At 61.7% G+C, this 16,730-nt stretch carries 13 protein-coding genes and 3 tRNA genes; 5 read left to right on the top strand and 11 right to left on the bottom strand.

Annotated features, from left to right (window positions below; genetic code table 11):
- Window positions 1–1,230 (bottom strand): FAD-binding protein, encoded by a 1,230-nt coding sequence (locus tag QRX40_RS01835; protein ID WP_396184136.1) that lies wholly within the window; start codon window positions 1,228–1,230, stop codon window positions 1–3.
- Window positions 1,231–1,626: 396 nt separating this feature from the next.
- Between QRX40_RS01835 and QRX40_RS01840 the strand changes: the two genes are divergently transcribed.
- The 5 genes from QRX40_RS01840 (at window position 1,627) to QRX40_RS01860 (ending at window position 8,980) form a co-directional block, all read left to right on the top strand.
- Window positions 1,627–2,691, top strand: coding sequence for a uroporphyrinogen decarboxylase family protein (locus QRX40_RS01840; protein ID WP_313835890.1), 1,065 nt, complete (start codon window positions 1,627–1,629; stop codon window positions 2,689–2,691).
- A gap of 50 nt (window positions 2,692–2,741) precedes the next feature.
- On the top strand, window positions 2,742–3,932 hold the full coding sequence (locus tag QRX40_RS01845; protein ID WP_313835891.1) for an ABC transporter substrate-binding protein: 1,191 nt from the start codon (window positions 2,742–2,744) through the stop codon (window positions 3,930–3,932).
- Between the two features lie 9 nt (window positions 3,933–3,941).
- Window positions 3,942–5,762, top strand: coding sequence for an ABC transporter permease (locus QRX40_RS01850; protein ID WP_313835892.1), 1,821 nt, complete (start codon window positions 3,942–3,944; stop codon window positions 5,760–5,762).
- Window positions 5,759–7,546 (top strand): ATP-binding cassette domain-containing protein, encoded by a 1,788-nt coding sequence (locus QRX40_RS01855; RefSeq protein ID WP_313835893.1) that lies wholly within the window; start codon window positions 5,759–5,761, stop codon window positions 7,544–7,546. The genes QRX40_RS01850 and QRX40_RS01855 overlap by 4 nt, the downstream gene beginning before the upstream one ends.
- A gap of 102 nt (window positions 7,547–7,648) precedes the next feature.
- Entirely contained in the window at window positions 7,649–8,980 is a 1,332-nt protein-coding gene (locus QRX40_RS01860; RefSeq protein WP_313835895.1) for a PLP-dependent transferase, read from the top strand.
- A 160-nt stretch (window positions 8,981–9,140) separates the two neighbouring features.
- Here the strand turns inward: QRX40_RS01860 and rpmG are convergent, their stop codons facing one another.
- The 10 genes from rpmG to QRX40_RS01910 form a co-directional block, all read right to left on the bottom strand.
- Window positions 9,141–9,308 carry a 50S ribosomal protein L33 gene (rpmG, locus tag QRX40_RS01865; RefSeq protein WP_015022386.1) on the bottom strand — a complete coding sequence of 56 codons (168 nt, stop codon included), beginning with the start codon at window positions 9,306–9,308 and terminating at the stop codon, window positions 9,141–9,143.
- Window positions 9,309–9,354: 46 nt separating this feature from the next.
- Window positions 9,355–9,428: transfer RNA gene (locus tag QRX40_RS01870), tRNA-Met, on the bottom strand.
- Between the two features lie 4 nt (window positions 9,429–9,432).
- Window positions 9,433–9,504: transfer RNA gene (locus QRX40_RS01875), tRNA-Thr, on the bottom strand.
- A gap of 1 nt (window position 9,505) precedes the next feature.
- A tRNA-Tyr gene (locus QRX40_RS01880) sits at window positions 9,506–9,587 on the bottom strand.
- Between the two features lie 116 nt (window positions 9,588–9,703).
- Entirely contained in the window at window positions 9,704–10,699 is a 996-nt protein-coding gene (gene nrdF, locus QRX40_RS01885; RefSeq protein WP_045924827.1) for a class 1b ribonucleoside-diphosphate reductase subunit beta, read from the bottom strand.
- Between the two features lie 170 nt (window positions 10,700–10,869).
- Complete coding sequence (gene nrdE / locus QRX40_RS01890; protein ID WP_313835897.1) at window positions 10,870–13,065, bottom strand: class 1b ribonucleoside-diphosphate reductase subunit alpha; 2,196 nt, start codon at window positions 13,063–13,065, stop codon at window positions 10,870–10,872.
- Window positions 13,066–13,116: 51 nt separating this feature from the next.
- Window positions 13,117–13,614, bottom strand: a complete 498-nt coding sequence (gene nrdI, locus QRX40_RS01895; protein ID WP_101432834.1) for a class Ib ribonucleoside-diphosphate reductase assembly flavoprotein NrdI — start codon at window positions 13,612–13,614, stop codon at window positions 13,117–13,119.
- A 175-nt stretch (window positions 13,615–13,789) separates the two neighbouring features.
- Complete coding sequence (gene nrdF, locus QRX40_RS01900; RefSeq protein WP_045925134.1) at window positions 13,790–14,785, bottom strand: class 1b ribonucleoside-diphosphate reductase subunit beta; 996 nt, start codon at window positions 14,783–14,785, stop codon at window positions 13,790–13,792.
- A gap of 65 nt (window positions 14,786–14,850) precedes the next feature.
- Window positions 14,851–15,339 carry a class Ib ribonucleoside-diphosphate reductase assembly flavoprotein NrdI gene (gene nrdI / locus QRX40_RS01905; RefSeq protein ID WP_313835899.1) on the bottom strand — a complete coding sequence of 163 codons (489 nt, stop codon included), beginning with the start codon at window positions 15,337–15,339 and terminating at the stop codon, window positions 14,851–14,853.
- Window positions 15,340–15,517: 178 nt separating this feature from the next.
- Window positions 15,518–16,618, bottom strand: a complete 1,101-nt coding sequence (locus QRX40_RS01910; RefSeq protein ID WP_313836349.1) for a histidinol-phosphate transaminase — start codon at window positions 16,616–16,618, stop codon at window positions 15,518–15,520.
- Window positions 16,619–16,730: the final 112 nt, after the last annotated feature.

Below are 16,730 nucleotides of genomic sequence, written 5' to 3' on the forward strand. Positions count from 1 at the left end.
CTACCAGGCCAGGTCGATGCCTGGGGTAACAGGCTCGGGAATCAGATGGATGCCGAAGGTGGAATCCACACCTTTCTGGATGGCACGGGCCAAGGCCACCAAGTCGTCTGAGCGAGCACCTCCGCGGTTGGTCAAGGCCAGTGTGTGCACATCAGACAGGGCGGCGGCCGACCCCTCTTCCAGGGCGAATCCCCTGTGGAAGCCTGCATGATCGATCAGCCAGGCTGCTGAGGTCTTGACCAATGCCGAGTCTTCGACAGGATAGCGCGGGGCATCCGCCGGCAGGGCATCCGCGGCCTTGCGACTGATGATCGGATTGGTGAAGAAACTCCCGCAGCTATGACGGTCAAGCAGCACCCGCTCGCCCCTGGGGCCGTGAAGGTCATCCTGGACTGCCTCCAGAGCCTCTTCCAGGTCGGAGGTCCGACGGCAGGATCCCATCCAATCGGTCAGGTACCGGTAGGGATCCTCCAGCATTCCCTTGCCTGCTCTGACGCTCAGAACCGCCTGACGGATCCGCTCTAGGGGAAGGGTTACCCCGACCTCCACACCCAGGGCCCTGGCCAGCTGGGCGGAACCCACCTGAGCGGCGGACCCGTGTCGCAGGACCAGGGTGACCGAAAGGACCACGTAGCGCGGCGTGGGGAAGAACCGTGCGTCGGGCACGGCCGGCGCCTGGTACATGGTCTGCTTGAGCAGGGAGGTCCTGTATCCGAAATCCAGATCCGAGGCCCGCAGTTCGGTGGTGACCTTGTCTCGGCGGTCCCAGACCTCGACCGAGTCGACAAGGCGTCCGACCTCCTGGCCGTAGGCGCCGATGTTCTGAACCACCGAGGCCCCGACACTCCCGGGGATACCGGACAGTCCCTCTGCCCCGATCAGGTGCATGCGCACGCAGTAGGAGACCAGATCATCCCAATTGGTCCCAGCCGTTGCGTTGATGTGAACAACAGGAGCACCACCTTCAGGCGGAGCCACCTCGTCGGGAACGCTGATGTCCTGACGGGTGTCGCGCACAACCACGCCGGGAAAGTCCTGGTCAGAGGCAAGCAGGTTGGATCCCCCGCCGATCAGGCAGAGGGGCAACCCTTGGGAATCCGCGCCCTCCACAGCCTCGATCATGCCCACACGGCTTCGGGGCTGAACGAAGGCAGCCATGCTCCCGCCCACACCCACAGTGGTGATATCGGCAAAGGTCGGAATGGTGTCTCTGGAGGATACGTCAGACATGCAATTCACTGTATCATCGTCCCCTTATGAGGGCCTCTCCCGAGCCGGAGCCATGCCAGACCTGAAATGCCCCCTGTCGCCCTTGGCGATCATCAATCGGCCATACTCGGATAGCAAAGCAAGGGCATCAAGGTGACTGCGAAGTCCTGTCTGACCCCCCCCCTATCAGCTTTTCCTATAGCTTTCGCAAGACCCTCGCAGGGTCAGGGGATGATTAGCAGCGATAGATTTTACCTATATGCCAGGTCGTTGACGGGCCTGCTTCCTGGGGGTTTTATGTGACAAGAGCTTTGGGAAGGGGAATCTCCAAAGCCCTGTTTCCGGACGAAGGGCACCGGAACCACCTGGACGCCTGACCGGGCGTTCATAGGACACATACCAGGAAATGAGCATGCAATGACAGAAGACAGAAGAACCCAGTTCCACCAGATAGCCCATGGCCAGACAAGCCGCCCCTGGCTGACCTCCGCCTGGCAGCACCACATCGGGCACGAGTACGGTGCTGAGAATTTTGCCGCAGCCACCTTGGACTTCGTTCGCAAGTGGGATTGGGACTGGGTCAAGATCAACCCGAGGGCCATCTACTATGCCGAGGTCTGGGACGCAGTCTACGACAAGGATCACTATGATTGGCTGATCCCGCGCACCGTCCGCACGGCCATCCAGGAGGCAGGGGATACCGCCCGCATCGACTATCGCGACCCTGAAACCAATAAGGTGCTCCAAGAGCAGATCCAGGCTGCAAGAGGCATCCGAGACGGCCTTGAGGACCGAGCAGTCATCGACACGGTCTTCTCCCCGCTCTCGGTCCTCCTTCAGTTGGCCGATCTCCCCCTCTATCCCGAGGGGCAGGGCTCCGCGCAGGAGAATGACAGGGGCCTGAACAGACAGACGCTGATCTTCGACCAGCCCGAGGCGGCCAAGTCAGCGCTGGACAACATCGCCCGGACCCTTGCCGACTACGCTACCCTGCTGGTCAGCCCCAAGGAGCAGGGCGGGGCTGGTCTGGACGGCATCTTCTTCGCCGAGACGGGTCTGGCCAGCCATGGCTACTTCAACCAGGCGCAACTGGAGGAATGGGCCAAGCCCTATGACCGGATCGTGATCCAAGCGGTCAGACAGGCCAATCCGGAAGCCCTGGTCCTGGTGCATACCTGCCGGGAGGATGCGCATCCTGAAGAATTCACCGACCTGAATCCCGATTTTCTTCATTGGGATCAGTTCCGCCCAGGCAATCCTGAAATCAGCACCGACTTTCCTGCTGTACCCGTGGGCGGAGCCGACTTCGAACTCTTCAGCCCAGGCGGCGACGTGGACCAGATCCGCAAGGAATTGGATCAGACCATCCAGGCCCGTCAAGGCCGTCCCTTCCTCCTGGCGCCCTCATGCACCATCCCAACGCCCGCCGACGAGGAGGCCCTGCGCCTTCTGAGCGGAACCCGGGCCCCCAAGCAAGTCTGAAACCACAAACAACCCACCGACATCAACCGTCAAACTCCAAGGGAGACATCATGGTCATCACATCAAAGCAGCACCGGCAGCACCGTGGCACCATCAGGGCAATGGTTGCCCTCATGACCACCATGGCCATGGCCGGAGCGCTGTCGGCCTGCGGATTGGGAGGCGACCAGGGCTCCTCCGCAGGATCGTCGGATCATGTGACCGTCGCTGCCATCTACCCTAAGACCGGTCTCTACGCCGAGTACGGCAAGATGTTCCAGCAGGGCTTCGACCTGGCCAAGGACCAGGTCAACAAGAAGGGCGGAATACAGGGCAAGCGCCTGGACATCGACTACTACGACACCCAATCAGATGCCAAACAGGACGCCGCCGTCGCCCCAAAGATCGCCTCCGATAAATCAGTCATCGCCGTTGTGGGAGACTACTCCTCGCCGGCCTCCTCAGCCGCATCGCCCATCTTCCAGCAGGCTGGACTGGTCCATTACGGTTTCAACAACTCCTCGCCGACCTTCACGAATTCGGGTGATCATGTATGGACACCTCAAATATCGCAGAAGACCTACCAGGAAGCCAACGCTGAGGCGGTGTCCAAGCGAGCCAAGAAGATCTCCGTCGTCTATATAGAAAACGACTGGGGGAAGGAATCCTTCCAGTACTTCAAGGAGGCTGCGGAACGGCTCGGGGTGCAGATCGTCTACCAGTCCTCCTATCTGCCCGATTCCACGGACCTGACTCCAATACTGATCCCGGCCAAGAATGCCGCCCCCGAGGCCGTGGTGGACATCGGCTACGGACCGGATGGAGCGCTGATCGCCAACACCCTGCGGGACAAACTGGACTATAAGGGACCCTTCTTCGGCGGTCAGGAGACCAAGGAGTTCCTCTCCCTGACCGGAGCGAACGCCCAAGGGGCCATTATCACCGGCGTCTTTTCTGCGACAGGCACCAAGGATGCGAAGGCCAAGGCTTTCGTCAAGAGCTTTGAGGATCGGTATCACACCGTTCCGGGCAACTTCGAAATCACTGCCTACCAGGCCATCAAGGACCTGGCCTACGCAGGCGAGAAGACCAGCCCCACCAGGGAGGGCATCCAGGAGGCCCTAAGCAAGGTCAAGGACTTCCCGCTCTACCAAGGCCAGGGAGGGACTTTCCGATTCAACACCAAGACCCGACGGGCGGACACGATCAAGCCCATCCTCCTCCAGGTGGATCAGGGCAAATTCAAACAGATCGAGGAGTGAGCAGCGATCATGGTCGAGACGCTCTTTTCCGGACTCATCCACGGCGGTGTGTACGCTCTGGCCGCCGTGGGGATGTCCCTGGTCTTCGGAGTGACCAATGTGGCCAACTTCGCACAAGGATCCCTGGTAGCGGTAGGCATGATGACGGCCTGGTGGGTGGGCTCCACCCTCGGTTGGGGACTCGTTCCCACCATACTGGCCGTCGTCCTGGTCACGGGTCTGGTCGGTCTGGTCACCAACCTCCTGGTCATCACTCCCCTGGAAGGCCGGCAGCCGATCGCCGCTCTCTTGGGCACTGTCGGCCTAGGGCAGGTGCTGGATAACGGGATGCAGCTGATCTTTGGCTCCCAGACCAGGGCCTTCCCCCAGTTGCTGCCCACCCACAACCTGCATGCGTTGGGCATCAGCTTCGGCACCTCCGACCTGGTCATGGGTCTGGTCGCCCTGGCCAGCATGGTTGCGCTCTGGGCCTTCTTGACCTACGGCAGGACCGGACAGGCCATCAGGGCCACCTCCCAGGATTCCCAGGCCGCATTGCAGATGGGAGTACCTGTCACCTCCATTCGCACCATAGCCTTCGTTATCGGCTCGGTCCTGGCTGGTATCGCCGGAATTTTCATCGGCCTGTTCAAGACGAACATCAACCCCATGGACGGCAACGCCATCGGCATGACGGCCTTCGTGGCCGCCGCCATCGGCGGGCTGGGCTCCATCCCCGGAGCCATCATCGGTGGCCTGGTGCTGGGTTTGGCCGAGGCCGTCGGCGTAGGACTCTTCGGCGATGGTGTACATGACCTGATCACCTTCGGCACCCTCCTGCTGGTTCTGATCCTCAAGCCCTCGGGATTCCTGGGCCGCAAGGCAGACATGGGCAAGGAGCCCATGACCGGAACCCTCCCGGAAGCCGCCAGACCCATCCGTCTGCCGCTTTGGGCCAACCTCGGCCTTGCGGCAGCCGCCCTGGCCACCCCCTTCATTTTCTCCGACCATCTGGCTGGTATCGGGACCCAGGTGACTATTTACGCCATTGCCGCAGTGGGTCTGACGCTGATTTCGGGCTCGGCCGGTCAGACCATCCTGGGGTTGGCAGGACCTGTGGCCGTGGGAGCCTACGCCTCGGCTCTGTTGACCATGCGTCTGCATTGGCCCTTCACCCTCTCCCTGCTGGGCGCGGCCGTCATCGCCGCCCTGGCCGCATCCCTGCTGACATTCCCGGTATGGAAGCTCAGTGGCCACTATGTGGCTATCGCCACCATAGGCGTGGGAGCAGTCATGGTCGCCATCATCCGCATCTGGGAACCTCTGACCAGGGGCTCGCTAGGTCTGCAGGGCATCCCCCTGCCGACCTTCCTGGGCAAGCCGCTCTACACCCAGCAGATGCAGTACCTGCTGGATCTGGTCATTCTTCTTCTGGTCCTTGCGGTGACCTCCCGGATCCGGTCCTCACATCTGGGCCACGTCTTCGAGGCCATCGGCGAGGACGGACAAGCGGCCTGGTCCCTGGGGATCAGGACAGGGGCCTACAAGGCGCTGGCCTACGCCCTGGCATGCGGATCGGCGGGTATCGCTGGTGCTCTGCTGGCGCACCAATACACCTACATCGATCCGACCCTCTTCAACCCGACCATGTCGACCCTGATCCTGACCATCATCGTCCTGGGTGGGATGAAGTCCCCGACCGGAGCCGTGATCGGCTCCCTGATCCTGGTAGGCGCCCCTGAACTGCTGCGCATCCTGCCCGAGGTGAGAATCATGGCCTACGGACTCGTCCTGATCATCTTCATCATCTGCAGACCACAAGGCCTGTTCTCAACCAAAAGGAGGGCATGATGACAGGCAGTCAGCATAGTCCCGAACCTGCACGCGACAATCCCGATCAACCCCTGCTCAGCGTGCGCGATCTGAGCAAGAGCTTCCAGGGACTGCAGGCGGTGGCCGACGTCAACATGGATGTGGCATCCGGCCAGGTGATAGGCATTATCGGCCCCAACGGATCAGGAAAGTCCACGACCATCAACCTGATCTGCGGCTTTCTCAAGCCCGACTCGGGCCAGATCAGCCTGAGGGGACGCACCGTGACCGGCCTGCCCGCTACGGACATGGCCGAGCAGGGGGTGTCCCGCACCTTCCAGAACGGCAGGGTCTTCCCGGCCATGAGCGTTGAGGAGAACGTGGCCGTAGGATTCCATAGGCGCCTGGAAGCCCGCAGGCCCTTTCGCCGTCTGGAGAGGTGGCCCATCCTGCGATGGATCCCCCTGCTGACGCAGACCTGGCTGACGCTGGTGCCCGGTCCCGCCTGCAGGAGGGAGGCGGTCGTCGAGCGCAAGGCCGTCCAGTCCGAGATCGACAGATTCAGCGAGCGCCTGGAGGAGCATCGCACCCAGGCCGCCTACACCCTGTCCTACGCCAACAGGCGCCGCACCGAGATCGCCAGAGCCCACGTCAGTTCCCCCGACATCCTGGTCTTGGACGAACCCACCGCAGGAATGAACCAGTCGGAGACGGCCGAGGTGTTGCAACAGCTCCTGGAGCTCAAGGCCCAGGGTCAGACCATGCTTCTGGTCGAGCACAAGATCGATCTGATCGAAGCGCTTTGCGACCAGGTCATCGCCATGGACGGCGGCCGGATCATCGCCTCCGGACTTCCCAGGCAGGTCAGTGCCGACCCCCGCGTCATCACCGCATACCTGGGCGACCGCAGACCCCGCAACGATGCCCCCATGAACGGGCAAGCGGATGTCCTGGCCCGGCAGAACGCCCTGGCCCCGGCCACCGCTGCGGAACCGATTGATGGCCAGGATCCCGACAGCACGGGAACCAGGCTGAGAGCCAAGGCTGAGGCCTCTGATGATGAGGGGAAGCCGACAGCCGAGGGGGAACGACCATTGCTCTCCCTGGATGGCGTCGATGTGAGCTATGGCCCGGTCAAGGCCCTGGACCATGTCAGTCTTCGCATTCCCCAAGGCGGCATCGTCTCGCTTCTGGGAGGAAACGCTTCAGGCAAGTCCACAACCATGAAGACCATCCTGGGCCTGCTGGCTCCAAAGGAGGGAACCATCCATTTGGACGGACGGGAAATCACCCACACCCCCACAAGGGATCGGGTCCGTTCCGGAATCGCCTCAGTTCCGGAGGCAAGAAGGGTCTTCGCGGCCATGAGCGTGGAGGAGAACCTGCGCATGGGCGCCTACACCCAAAGGGAGCGCAATCAGATCGAACAGGATCTGGATGCTATATATGAGCGTTTCCCCCGCCTGGCCGAACGCCGTGGGCAGCAGGCCGGCACCCTTTCAGGAGGCGAACAACAGATGCTGGCCTTCGGCAGGGCCCTGATGAGCCACCCCCGGCTGATATGCATGGACGAGCCGACCATGGGCCTCTCGCCCAAGCTGGTCGACCAGGTGCTTGAGCAGATCGCCTCCCTTCGTGACCAGCTGGGCATCTCCATCCTTCTGGTCGAGCAGCAGGCCGAGCTGGCCCTGTCCATCGCCGACTACGGGTACGTGCTGCAGAACGGCTTGATCCGTCTGGAGGGGCCTGCCCAACAGCTCTTGAATGATGAACGTGTCCGCCAGGCATACCTGGGCAAGGCAACCTCCGATAGCGGGCGATAAGGAACACCTATGGGAGCAACCTTGCCTGAGGCTCTGAAAGAAGATTCGATGGTGGGCTAGCAAGGGATTCCCGACCGGACACAAGCAGAGGGGCACAACCGTATGAGCAGAGGATTCGCAACAAGAGCCGTCCATGACGGCTATGACTGTCAGAGCCAGGGCGGGGGCGCAGCCAGCGTCCCCATCTACCAGTCGGCCGCCTTTGACATGGTCACCGCCGACCGGGCAGACGCCCTGGCCGCCGGCGAAATTCAAGGATTCTCATACTCCCGCCTGGCCAACCCCACGGTCAAGGTCCTGGAGGACCGCCTGGCCAGTCTGGAGGGTGGCAAGGGGGCTGTAGCCATGGCCTCGGGGATGGCCGCCGTGTCGTCCGCCCTCATGTGCGCAGCCGAAGGTGGCGGGAGGCTGATCTCCCCTGTCGATCTTTATGGAACATCCGTGGATACCATGAAGACCTTCTTTCCCAACTTCGGCATCGAAACGGATTTTGTGGACGACATCAACGACCTTGAGGCAGTGGAATCCCTGATCCAGGACGACACCAGGGCCATCTTCGCTGAGTCCGTGGCCAATCCGTCCACAGCCATAGCCGACATCCCTGGCCTGGCCGAACTGGCCCACCGGCATGGACTGGCCCTGATCATCGACAATACGGTGCCCACGCCATACCTGCTCAATCCGATCGCCTTCGGCGCCGACATCGTCGTGCATTCGACCACCAAGGGGATCAGCGGCCACGGCAATGCCCTGGGCGGGGTCATCGTGGATGCGGGACGGTTCGACTGGGGCAATGGCCGCTTCCCGCAGATGAGCCAGCCCGAGCTGATCATCAGCGACGAGCGGCACGGGTCCATGGTCAGCTTTCTGGATGCCTTCGGCAAGATGGCCTTCCTGCACAGGATCCATACCAAGTACCTGCACACCTTTGGGGCGGTCATGAGCCCCTTCACCGCCTATCTGCAGCTGACGGGCCTTGAGACTCTGGCCCAGCGGGTCGCCACCGAGGTGAAAACGGCAACAACCCTGGCCCGCCACCTGCTGACCATTCCCCAGGTGGAGCAGGTCAACTATTCGGGCATACCCGAGGGGCGGCACCAGGGCGATGCAGATCAGCAGAACCACCTGGCATCGACCCTGCTGCCCAAGGGCGTCGGCACGATTCTCTCCTTCAAGGTCCAAGGGGGCTACGAGCAGGTCAAGCGCATCGTGAACTCAGTGCGTCTCATGAGCTACATGCCCAACATCGGCGACTGCCGCACCCTGATTGTGGACCCGGCCAGGATCACCCACAGGGAGGTTCCAGAACCCTACCGCCTCAGCGCCGGTGTGGGCGACGACCTGATTCGAATCTCCGTAGGCCTGGAGAACCCGGACGACCTGATCGCCGATCTGGATCAGGCCTTTGCGGCTGCCTACCAGGGCGCTCTCTGAAGGCTGAGCCCCTACATCGCCAAACCCGTTCTGCTTCCAACACTATCCGCAGATAATGCGGGGCAGAAACATAGGCGGATTTGCATAAGGAAGAACGCTTGTATAAAAAAGGACCCGACCAGATGGTCGGGTTCCGATGAAGCCAAAAGACGGGAAGAACTCAGCGGGTCTCCCGGTGCAGGGTATGCTTGCCGCAACGGGGGCAGAACTTCTTGAGCTCCAGACGGTCAGGAGTGTTACGACGGTTCTTGGTCGTAATGTAATTACGCTCCTTGCACACGGTGCACGCCAGCGTAATGCCAGGACGGATATCTGCGGCTTTTGCCATGGTTCACCTCTATAGTCGTTGCACGACCGACGTATGTCGGCCACAGTAGCGAGGAAGAGACTCGAACTCTTGACCTTACGATTATGAGTCGTACGCTCTAGCCAGCTGAGCTACCCCGCCAGAGAGCCTCGGGTGAGAATCGGACTCACGACCTCTTCCTTACCAAGGAAGTGCTCTGCCACTGAGCTACCGAGGCGTGGCGGATAGAGGATTCGAACCTCTGAAGCATTACGCGGCTGATTTACAGTCAGCTCCCTTTGACCGCTTGGGAAATCCGCCATGCCGCACTAGAACCGGAGCTCCGTACGGCAACTTGCCTATAATGACATGTTTTTCTGTTTTCCGCAAGTCCCGCTCCAACGTCGTGTCTTCCGCGTCAGGGCGGGACAGACCGGTCAGAAATCCCAGTCCTCGTCGTCCGTCTCCACGGCCTTGCCCATGACGTAGGAGGAGCCAGAGCCGGAGAAGAAGTCGTGGTTCTCGTCGGCGTTGGGGCTCAGGGATGCGATGATGGCCGGATTCACATCGGTGGTGTCCGAGGGGAAGAGGGCGGGATAGCCCAGGTTCATCAGGGCCTTGTTGCCGTTGTAGCGCAGGAACTTGGTGACATCCTCCACCAGGCCCACCCCGGAGTACAGGCTCTCGGTGTATTCCACCTCGTTGTCGTACAGGTCGCCCAGGAGCTCGTAGGTGTAGTCGCTCATGGCCTGACGCTCAGAGTCGGAGACCTTGGCCAGCCCCTTCTGGTACTTGTAGCCGATGTAGTAGCCATGCACGGCCTCATCCCGGATGATCAGGCGGATCAGATCGGCCGTGTTGGTCAGCTTGGCATGGCTGGAGAAGTACATGGGCAGGTAGAAGCCCGAGTAGAAGAGGAAGGACTCCAGCAGGGTGGAGGCCACCTTGCGCTTCAGGGGGTTGTCGCCCTCGTAGTAGTCCAGGACGATCTGGGCCTTGCGCTGGAGGAACTCGTTGTGCTCGCTCCACTCGAAGGCGGCATCGATCTGAGGGGTGGAGGCCAGGGTGGAGAAGATGGAGGAGTAGGACTTGGCATGGACCGACTCCATGAAGGCGATGTTGGTGTAGACCGCCTCCTCATGGGGGGTCAGCGCATCCGGGATCAGGCTGACGGCGCCCACCGTCCCCTGAATGGTGTCCAGAAGGGTCAGGCCGGTGAAGACCCGCATGGTCAGGGTGTGCTCCTCCTCGCTCATAGACTGCCAGGAGGGCAGATCATTGCTGACGGGAACCTTCTCAGGCAGCCAGAAGTTGCCGGTCAGACGGTCCCAGACCTCCAGGTCCTTCTCGTCCTCCAGACGGTTCCAGTTGATGGCGGAGACCCGGTCGATCAGCTTCAGCGGCTGCCGGGGAATGGAAATGGGTGGGACCATGGTTGATTGCTCCTTGTTGGATGGGTGTTCGACAGTGCGAAGCGGATCAAGACTGGACCGTCAGTCTACCGCATGGACGGACCTGACCTGTGGATGCGGATGCCAAAGGGCCGGCGCCGCTCTCAAAGACGGCACCGACCAGAGATTGCACATTCCTGAGGACAGGCGCCTTAGAGCATGCAGCTGACGCAGCCCTCGACCTCGGTGCCCTCCAGCGCCTGCTGGCGGATCCTGATGTAGTAGAGGGTCTTGATCCCCTTGCGCCAAGCGTAGATCTGAGCCTTGTTCAGGTCGCGTGTGGTGGCCGTGTCTGGGAAGAAGAGGGTCAGCGAGAGCCCCTGGTCCACGTGCTGGGTGGCCTCGGCGTAGGTGTCCACGATCTTCTTCCAGCCGATCTCGTAGGCGTCCTCGAAGTAGTCCAGGTTCTCGTTGGTCATGTAGGGGGCCGGGTAGTAGACGCGCCCGATCTTGCCCTCCTTGCGGATCTCGATCTTGGAGGCGATCGGGTGGATGGAGCTGGTGGAGTGGTTGATGTAGGAGATGGACCCGGTCGGGGGGACGGCCTGGAGGTTCTGGTTGTAGATGCCGTCCTTGAGGATGGCCGCCTGGAGTTCCTTCCAGTCCTCCACCGTGGGGATGTGGACCTGATACTGGTCGAAGAGGTCCTTGATCCGCTGGGTCCTGGGCTCCAGGGAACGGTTGCCCTCGGTGTACTTGTCGAAGTAGTTCCCCTGTCCTGCCGGCTTGGCGTAGTCGGACTTGGCGAAGGAGGCGAAGGCCTTCCCCCGCTCCACGGCCAGGGCGTGGGAGGCCCTGTAGGCGTGGTAGGCCACGGTCATGAAGTACATGTCCGTGAAGTCCAGCCCCTCCTCGGATCCGTAGTGGATGCCCTCGCGGGCCAGGAAGCCATGGAGGTTCATCTGACCCAGGCCGATGGCATGGCCTTCATCGTTGCCCCGCTTGATGGAGGGGACAGCCTCGATGTTGGTGTGGTCGGAGACGGAGGTCAGGGCCCGCACCGAGGTTTCGACCGTGTCAGCCAGTCCGCCGTCCATGGCCTTGGCGATGTTGAGGGACCCCAGGTTGCATGAGATGTCGCGGCCGATATGCTCGTAGTCCAGGTTCTCGGAGTAGGTGCTGGGCTCTTGGACCTGCAGGATCTCCGAGCAGAGGTTGGACATGGTGATCCGGCCGTCGATGGGGTTGGCCTTGTTGACCGTGTCCTCGAAGAGGATGTAGGGGTAGCCGGACTCGAACTGGATCTCGGCCAGGGTCATGAAGAAGTCACGGGCGTCGATGTACTTCTTGTGGATCCGCTTGTCCTTGACCATCTCCTCATAGTGCTCGGTGATGGGGATGTCAGCGAAGGGCTTGCCGTAGACCCGCTCCACGTCGTAGGGCGAGAAGAGGGCCATGGGCTCCTTGCGCTTGGCCAGCTCGAAGGTGATGTCGGGGATGACCACGCCCAGGGCCAGGGACTTGATGCGGATCTTCTCGTCCGCATTCTCCCGCTTGGTGTCCAGGAAGCGCATGATGTCGGGGTGGTGGGCCGACAGGTAGACGGCGCCGGCACCCTGGCGGGCGCCCAGCTGGTTGGCGTAGGAGAAGGAATCCTCCAGGAGCTTCATGACCGGGACCACGCCGCTGGACTGGTTCTCGATGTGCTTGATGGGTGCGCCCATCTCGCGCAGGTTGCTGAGCAGCAGGGCCACGCCGCCGCCCCTCTTGGACAGCTGCAGGGCGGCGTTGACGCCGCGGGAGATGGACTCCATGTTGTCCTCGATGCGCACCAGGAAGCAGGAGACCGGCTCGCCGCGCTGGGCCTTGCCCAGGTTCAGGAAGGTGGGTGTAGCGGGCTGGAAGCGGCCGGAGATGATCTCGTCCGTGTACTTCATGGCGGCCTGCTCGTCCCCGTCGGCCAGTTCCAGGGCCACGGCCACGCAGCGCTGGGGGAAGTCCTCCAGGTAGCGCTTGCCGTCGAAGGTCTTCAGCGCGTAGGAGGTGTAGAACTTGAAGGCGCCCAGGAAGGTCTCGAATTCGAAGCCGCTCTCGGCCGCATGCTTGTAGATCCTGTCCAGGAACTCAGGGGTGTAACGATCGAAGACCTTCCGGTCGTAGTACTCGTGATCCAGGAGGTAGGCGATCCTCTCGGCCGTGGAGGGGAAGGTCATGGTGTTGGGCCGCACGTGCCGGTCCATGTACTGGCGCTCGGCCTCGTGGTCCTTGTCGAACTGGATCCTGCCGTCCTTGTCGTACAGGTTCAGCATGGCGTTCAGGGCATGGTAGTCGTGAGCCGGATCGAAGGTCTCCTCATCCTCGGATGCGGTCCTGTCCAGGGCCAGGGACGTGTCCTCGTTTGCTCCCATCGGGTGTCCTTTCATGAGTTTTGCGGTGATGATGCGTGTAATGAAATTGGCTCAGGACTCGGGGTGGTTGCGGAAGAAATCCACAACCCCGCGGCGGACCTTCTCCTGGTCCTCCTTGGTGCCCATGAGCTCGAAATAGTAGAGGAAGGGAACATTGCACTTGCGGGAGATGATGTCCCCCGCCATGCAGAAGGCCTCCCCGAAGTTGGTGTTGCCCGAGGCGATGACCCCGCGGATGCCGGCCCGGTTGGCCGGGTCGTTCAGAAAGCGCTTGATCTGCGGCATGACCGCCTTCTTGGCCGATCCGCCCCCATAGGTGGGGACGATCAGGATGTAGGGCTGTCGAATGTTGAGCGGCGGGTCCTTGGGCCTCAGAGGGATGCGGAAGACGTCAATCCCCTCCTCATCCAAATGGCAGTTGGCGATGAACCGGGCGGTGTTGCGCGAGGCCGATGAGAAGTAGACCACAGCCCCCAGGCGCTGACCCTGGGCGGCGAACTCGGGAGCGCTGAGCTCCGAATCAGTTCCGGCGGTCTGCTGTTGCTCCATGCTTCCTCCTGATCAGGCCATCCAGAGCCTGTCTTGACGGTGATGCCCGCCCTGAGGACGGACCGATCAGAACCCGCCCAGCGCGAGCCTGAACTACTATATGTGCTGTTGATATCGGAAACGGTGAGCATATATAGGGTTTTCTGTGCCCAATATCACACCGTCTCCAACTGGCCTAGAAGTCCCAGTCATCGTCGTCCGTGGACTCGGAATGCCCCATGACGTAGGAGGAGCCCGAACCCGAGAAGAAATCATGGTTCTCGTTGGCCGATGGCGACAGGGCCGCCAGGATCTCCGAGCTGACATCGGTCTGGTCGGCTGCGAACCGGGCCGGGTAACCCAGGTTCATCAGCGCCTTGTTGGCATTGTAGCGGACGAAGGCGAAGACATCCTCGACGAAGGGGAAGCCCTCATAGATCTGCCCGGAGTAGACCATCTCCAGATCGTAGAGCTTGTCCAGCAAATCGTTGGTGAACTTCTCCAGCATGGCCTGGTCGGCCTGGGTCCTCTCCTCCAGACCCCGCTGATACTTGTAGCCCGAGTAATAGCCGTGGATGGCCTTGTCGCGCAGGATCAGCCGGATCATGTCAGCCGTGTTCATCAGCTTGGCATGGCTGGAGAAGTAGAGAGGCAGGTAGAAGCCCGCATAGAGCATAAGCGAGGAGAGCATGGTGGAGGCCACCTTGCGCTTCAGGGGATCCTCGCTGACATACTCGTGCAGGACCGTGTGGACGCGCTCCTGGAGGACATCGTTGGCCACGGCCCAGCGGTAGGCCTTGTCGATCTCCTCGCTGGAGCAGAGGGTGGAGAAGACCGAGGAGTAGGAGCGGGCATGGACCGACTGCATGAAGGCGATATTGGTGTAGATGGCCTGCTCCTGCTCGGTGCGGGCGTGATCGATCTGCACCAGCTCGCCGATGGTGGCCTGGGTGGTGTCCAGCATGGTCAGCCCGGTGAAGACGCGGACCGTGGTCTGGCGCTCGTGATCGGTCAGCGTGTTCCAGGATGGGATGTCGTTGGACAGGGGCACCTTTTCGGGCAGCCAGAAGTTGGAGACCAGGCGGTTCCAGACCTCCAGATCCTTCTCGTCGGTGATCTTGTTCCAATTGACCGGGCGAATCCTGGCCTCAGGGGTGACACGGTACTGGGGCGGGGTGATGGATTGGCGCATCATCTCGTCGTCGGCATAGACGCCGGCCGCTGACTTGGTGCTCTCTTCGGTGCTTTCCTGCTGGCTCATGACAAAACCGCCTTTCGTGAATCAGTCGACTGCTGCTGGAGCTGCACTCCCATTCCGGCCAGAATGGCCCTGACCGCTTGAACATCCTCGGAGGTGCCCAGCAGCTCGAAGCGATAGAGCTCAGGGACACCGCACCGGCGGGCTATCAACGGGCCGGCCGCACAATAGGCGCTGCCAAAGTTGCGGTTGCCCGAGGTGATGACCCCGCGGATCAGTCCGCGGTTGACCGGGTTGTTCAGGAAGTGGATGACCTGCTTGGGCACAGCACCCTTGGCTGACCCGCCCCCATAGGTGGGCACCAGCAGAAGGTAGGGCGCATCCATAACAGGCATGGGCTGGCGCCGTTCATACAGGGGGATGCGGATGGGCTCCTCCACGCCCAGCCGCTGCACAAAGCGGTGGGTGTTGTTGGAGACGCTGGAGAAATACACCAGCCTGGAGGCGCCATCGGGAGGATCGTGCCGATCCGCATCTGCTGAAGACATAGTGACTGCTGCTCCTTGATAAACACTATATGTTGGATATAATTGGCCAGCCAACCACAATATATAGGTTTATCCAAGACGACACAAGTTCACAGGAGCAAAACCGCCCCCGCTGTGACATTCCATACAACAGCAGGGACGGCAGTCAAATGCTTTTACGATTGCGCCAGCGCAACCTTCAGTCGGCGATCGGATCCTGCGGCAAACCCTGTCGACGCAGGTCGGCGCAGACCTCCAGCACCCGGTCGTTGGCCTCCCTCTCCCCCACAGTGATGCGGATGCCCTCGCCAGGGAAGGTCCTGACCGACAAGGCTGCGTCGCGGAAACGCTGATCAGCCTGCGCGGAGGCCTGGCCCAGGGGCAGCCAGTAGTAGTTGGCCCGAGGTTGGGGGATCTTCCACCCCTGCTCCTGCAAACCAGCCAGTACTCTGGCCCGCTCCTGCTTGAGTGCCTGGACCCGTTCGGCCAGGCGGTCCTGTGCATCCAGGCTGGCCATTGCCGCCGTCTGGGCCACATCGGTGACGCCGAAGGGCAGGGCCACCTTGTTCATCCCGGCGATGATCGGCTCGGCAGCCACGGCGTACCCGATCCGCAGACCGGCCAGTCCGTAGGCCTTGGAGAAGGTCCGGGCCACTATCACATTGGGATGCTCGCGCATGAACGACAATCCGTCTGCGCGGGCAGGGTCGTCGTTGAACTGTATATAGGCCTCGTCAAAGAGCACCGGCAGATCCGCAGGCAGGGCCTGCAGCAGCCGTTCGGCCTGGTCGCGGTCGACGTTGGTCGCAGTCGGATTGTTGGGGTTGTTGACGATGACCAGCCTGGTGCGCTCGTTGACAGCGGCGATCATGGCCTCGATGTCATGCCGCCCCTCTTTATCCAAGGGCACGGGCACCCCTGTGGCTCCAGCCGAGGTGACGATGATGGGATAGGCCTCGAAACTGCGCCAAGGATAGACCACCTGGTCGCCATGACCGGCCACCAGGTCAACCAGCTGGGTGATGACCTCAGTGGACCCGCATCCCAGCTGGATGCATGCGGGATCCACCCCGTGCAGCTGGGCCAGCCGCTCTACCAGACGGGTGCCACGCATATCCGGATAACGGTTCAGATGGCCCAAGGCCTGTTCGGAGACGGTCTGGAGCACGCCCGGCAGGGGCGGATAGGGGTTCTCGTTGCTGGAGATCTTGTAGCTGGTCAACCCGGCAACGGCTGGTGCCGGGCTGCCCTGCCGGTATCCGGGCAGGGAATCAATGCTGGCGCGATGACGATAGTACATGGGCACCATGCTAGTGGCCGCCATATGCTCCTGCGGTGTCTGTTCCGCTGCACGGTCCTCCCGAGACGCGAATGGCCCCCGGTCCTTGCACAGGACCAGGGGCCACTATCAC

It is taken from the genome of Bifidobacterium sp. H6bp9, assembly GCF_032193695.1.
GTDB classification, from domain to species: Bacteria; Actinomycetota; Actinomycetes; order Actinomycetales; family Bifidobacteriaceae; genus Bombiscardovia; species Bombiscardovia kimbladii.

Excerpts from the sequence above, each read along its gene's own strand:
- QRX40_RS01860 (WP_313835895.1), top strand. The coding sequence starts at position 7,649 with ATGAGCAGAGGATTCGCAACAAGAGCCGTCCATGACGGCTATGACTGT.
- nrdI (WP_101432834.1), bottom strand. The coding sequence starts at position 13,614 with ATGGAGCAACAGCAGACCGCCGGAACTGATTCGGAGCTCAGCGCTCCC.
- QRX40_RS01910 (WP_313836349.1), bottom strand. The coding sequence starts at position 16,618 with ATGTACTATCGTCATCGCGCCAGCATTGATTCCCTGCCCGGATACCGG.
- rpmG (WP_015022386.1), bottom strand. The coding sequence starts at position 9,308 with ATGGCAAAAGCCGCAGATATCCGTCCTGGCATTACGCTGGCGTGCACC.
- QRX40_RS01845 (WP_313835891.1), top strand. The coding sequence starts at position 2,742 with ATGGTCATCACATCAAAGCAGCACCGGCAGCACCGTGGCACCATCAGG.
- nrdF (WP_045924827.1), bottom strand. The coding sequence starts at position 10,699 with ATGGTCCCACCCATTTCCATTCCCCGGCAGCCGCTGAAGCTGATCGAC.
- QRX40_RS01840 (WP_313835890.1), top strand. The coding sequence starts at position 1,627 with ATGACAGAAGACAGAAGAACCCAGTTCCACCAGATAGCCCATGGCCAG.
- QRX40_RS01850 (WP_313835892.1), top strand. The coding sequence starts at position 3,942 with ATGGTCGAGACGCTCTTTTCCGGACTCATCCACGGCGGTGTGTACGCT.
- QRX40_RS01835 (WP_396184136.1), bottom strand. The coding sequence starts at position 1,230 with ATGTCTGACGTATCCTCCAGAGACACCATTCCGACCTTTGCCGATATC.
- nrdF (WP_045925134.1), bottom strand. The coding sequence starts at position 14,785 with ATGCGCCAATCCATCACCCCGCCCCAGTACCGTGTCACCCCTGAGGCC.
- nrdI (WP_313835899.1), bottom strand. The coding sequence starts at position 15,339 with ATGTCTTCAGCAGATGCGGATCGGCACGATCCTCCCGATGGCGCCTCC.
- nrdE (WP_313835897.1), bottom strand. The coding sequence starts at position 13,065 with ATGGGAGCAAACGAGGACACGTCCCTGGCCCTGGACAGGACCGCATCC.
- QRX40_RS01855 (WP_313835893.1), top strand. The coding sequence starts at position 5,759 with ATGATGACAGGCAGTCAGCATAGTCCCGAACCTGCACGCGACAATCCC.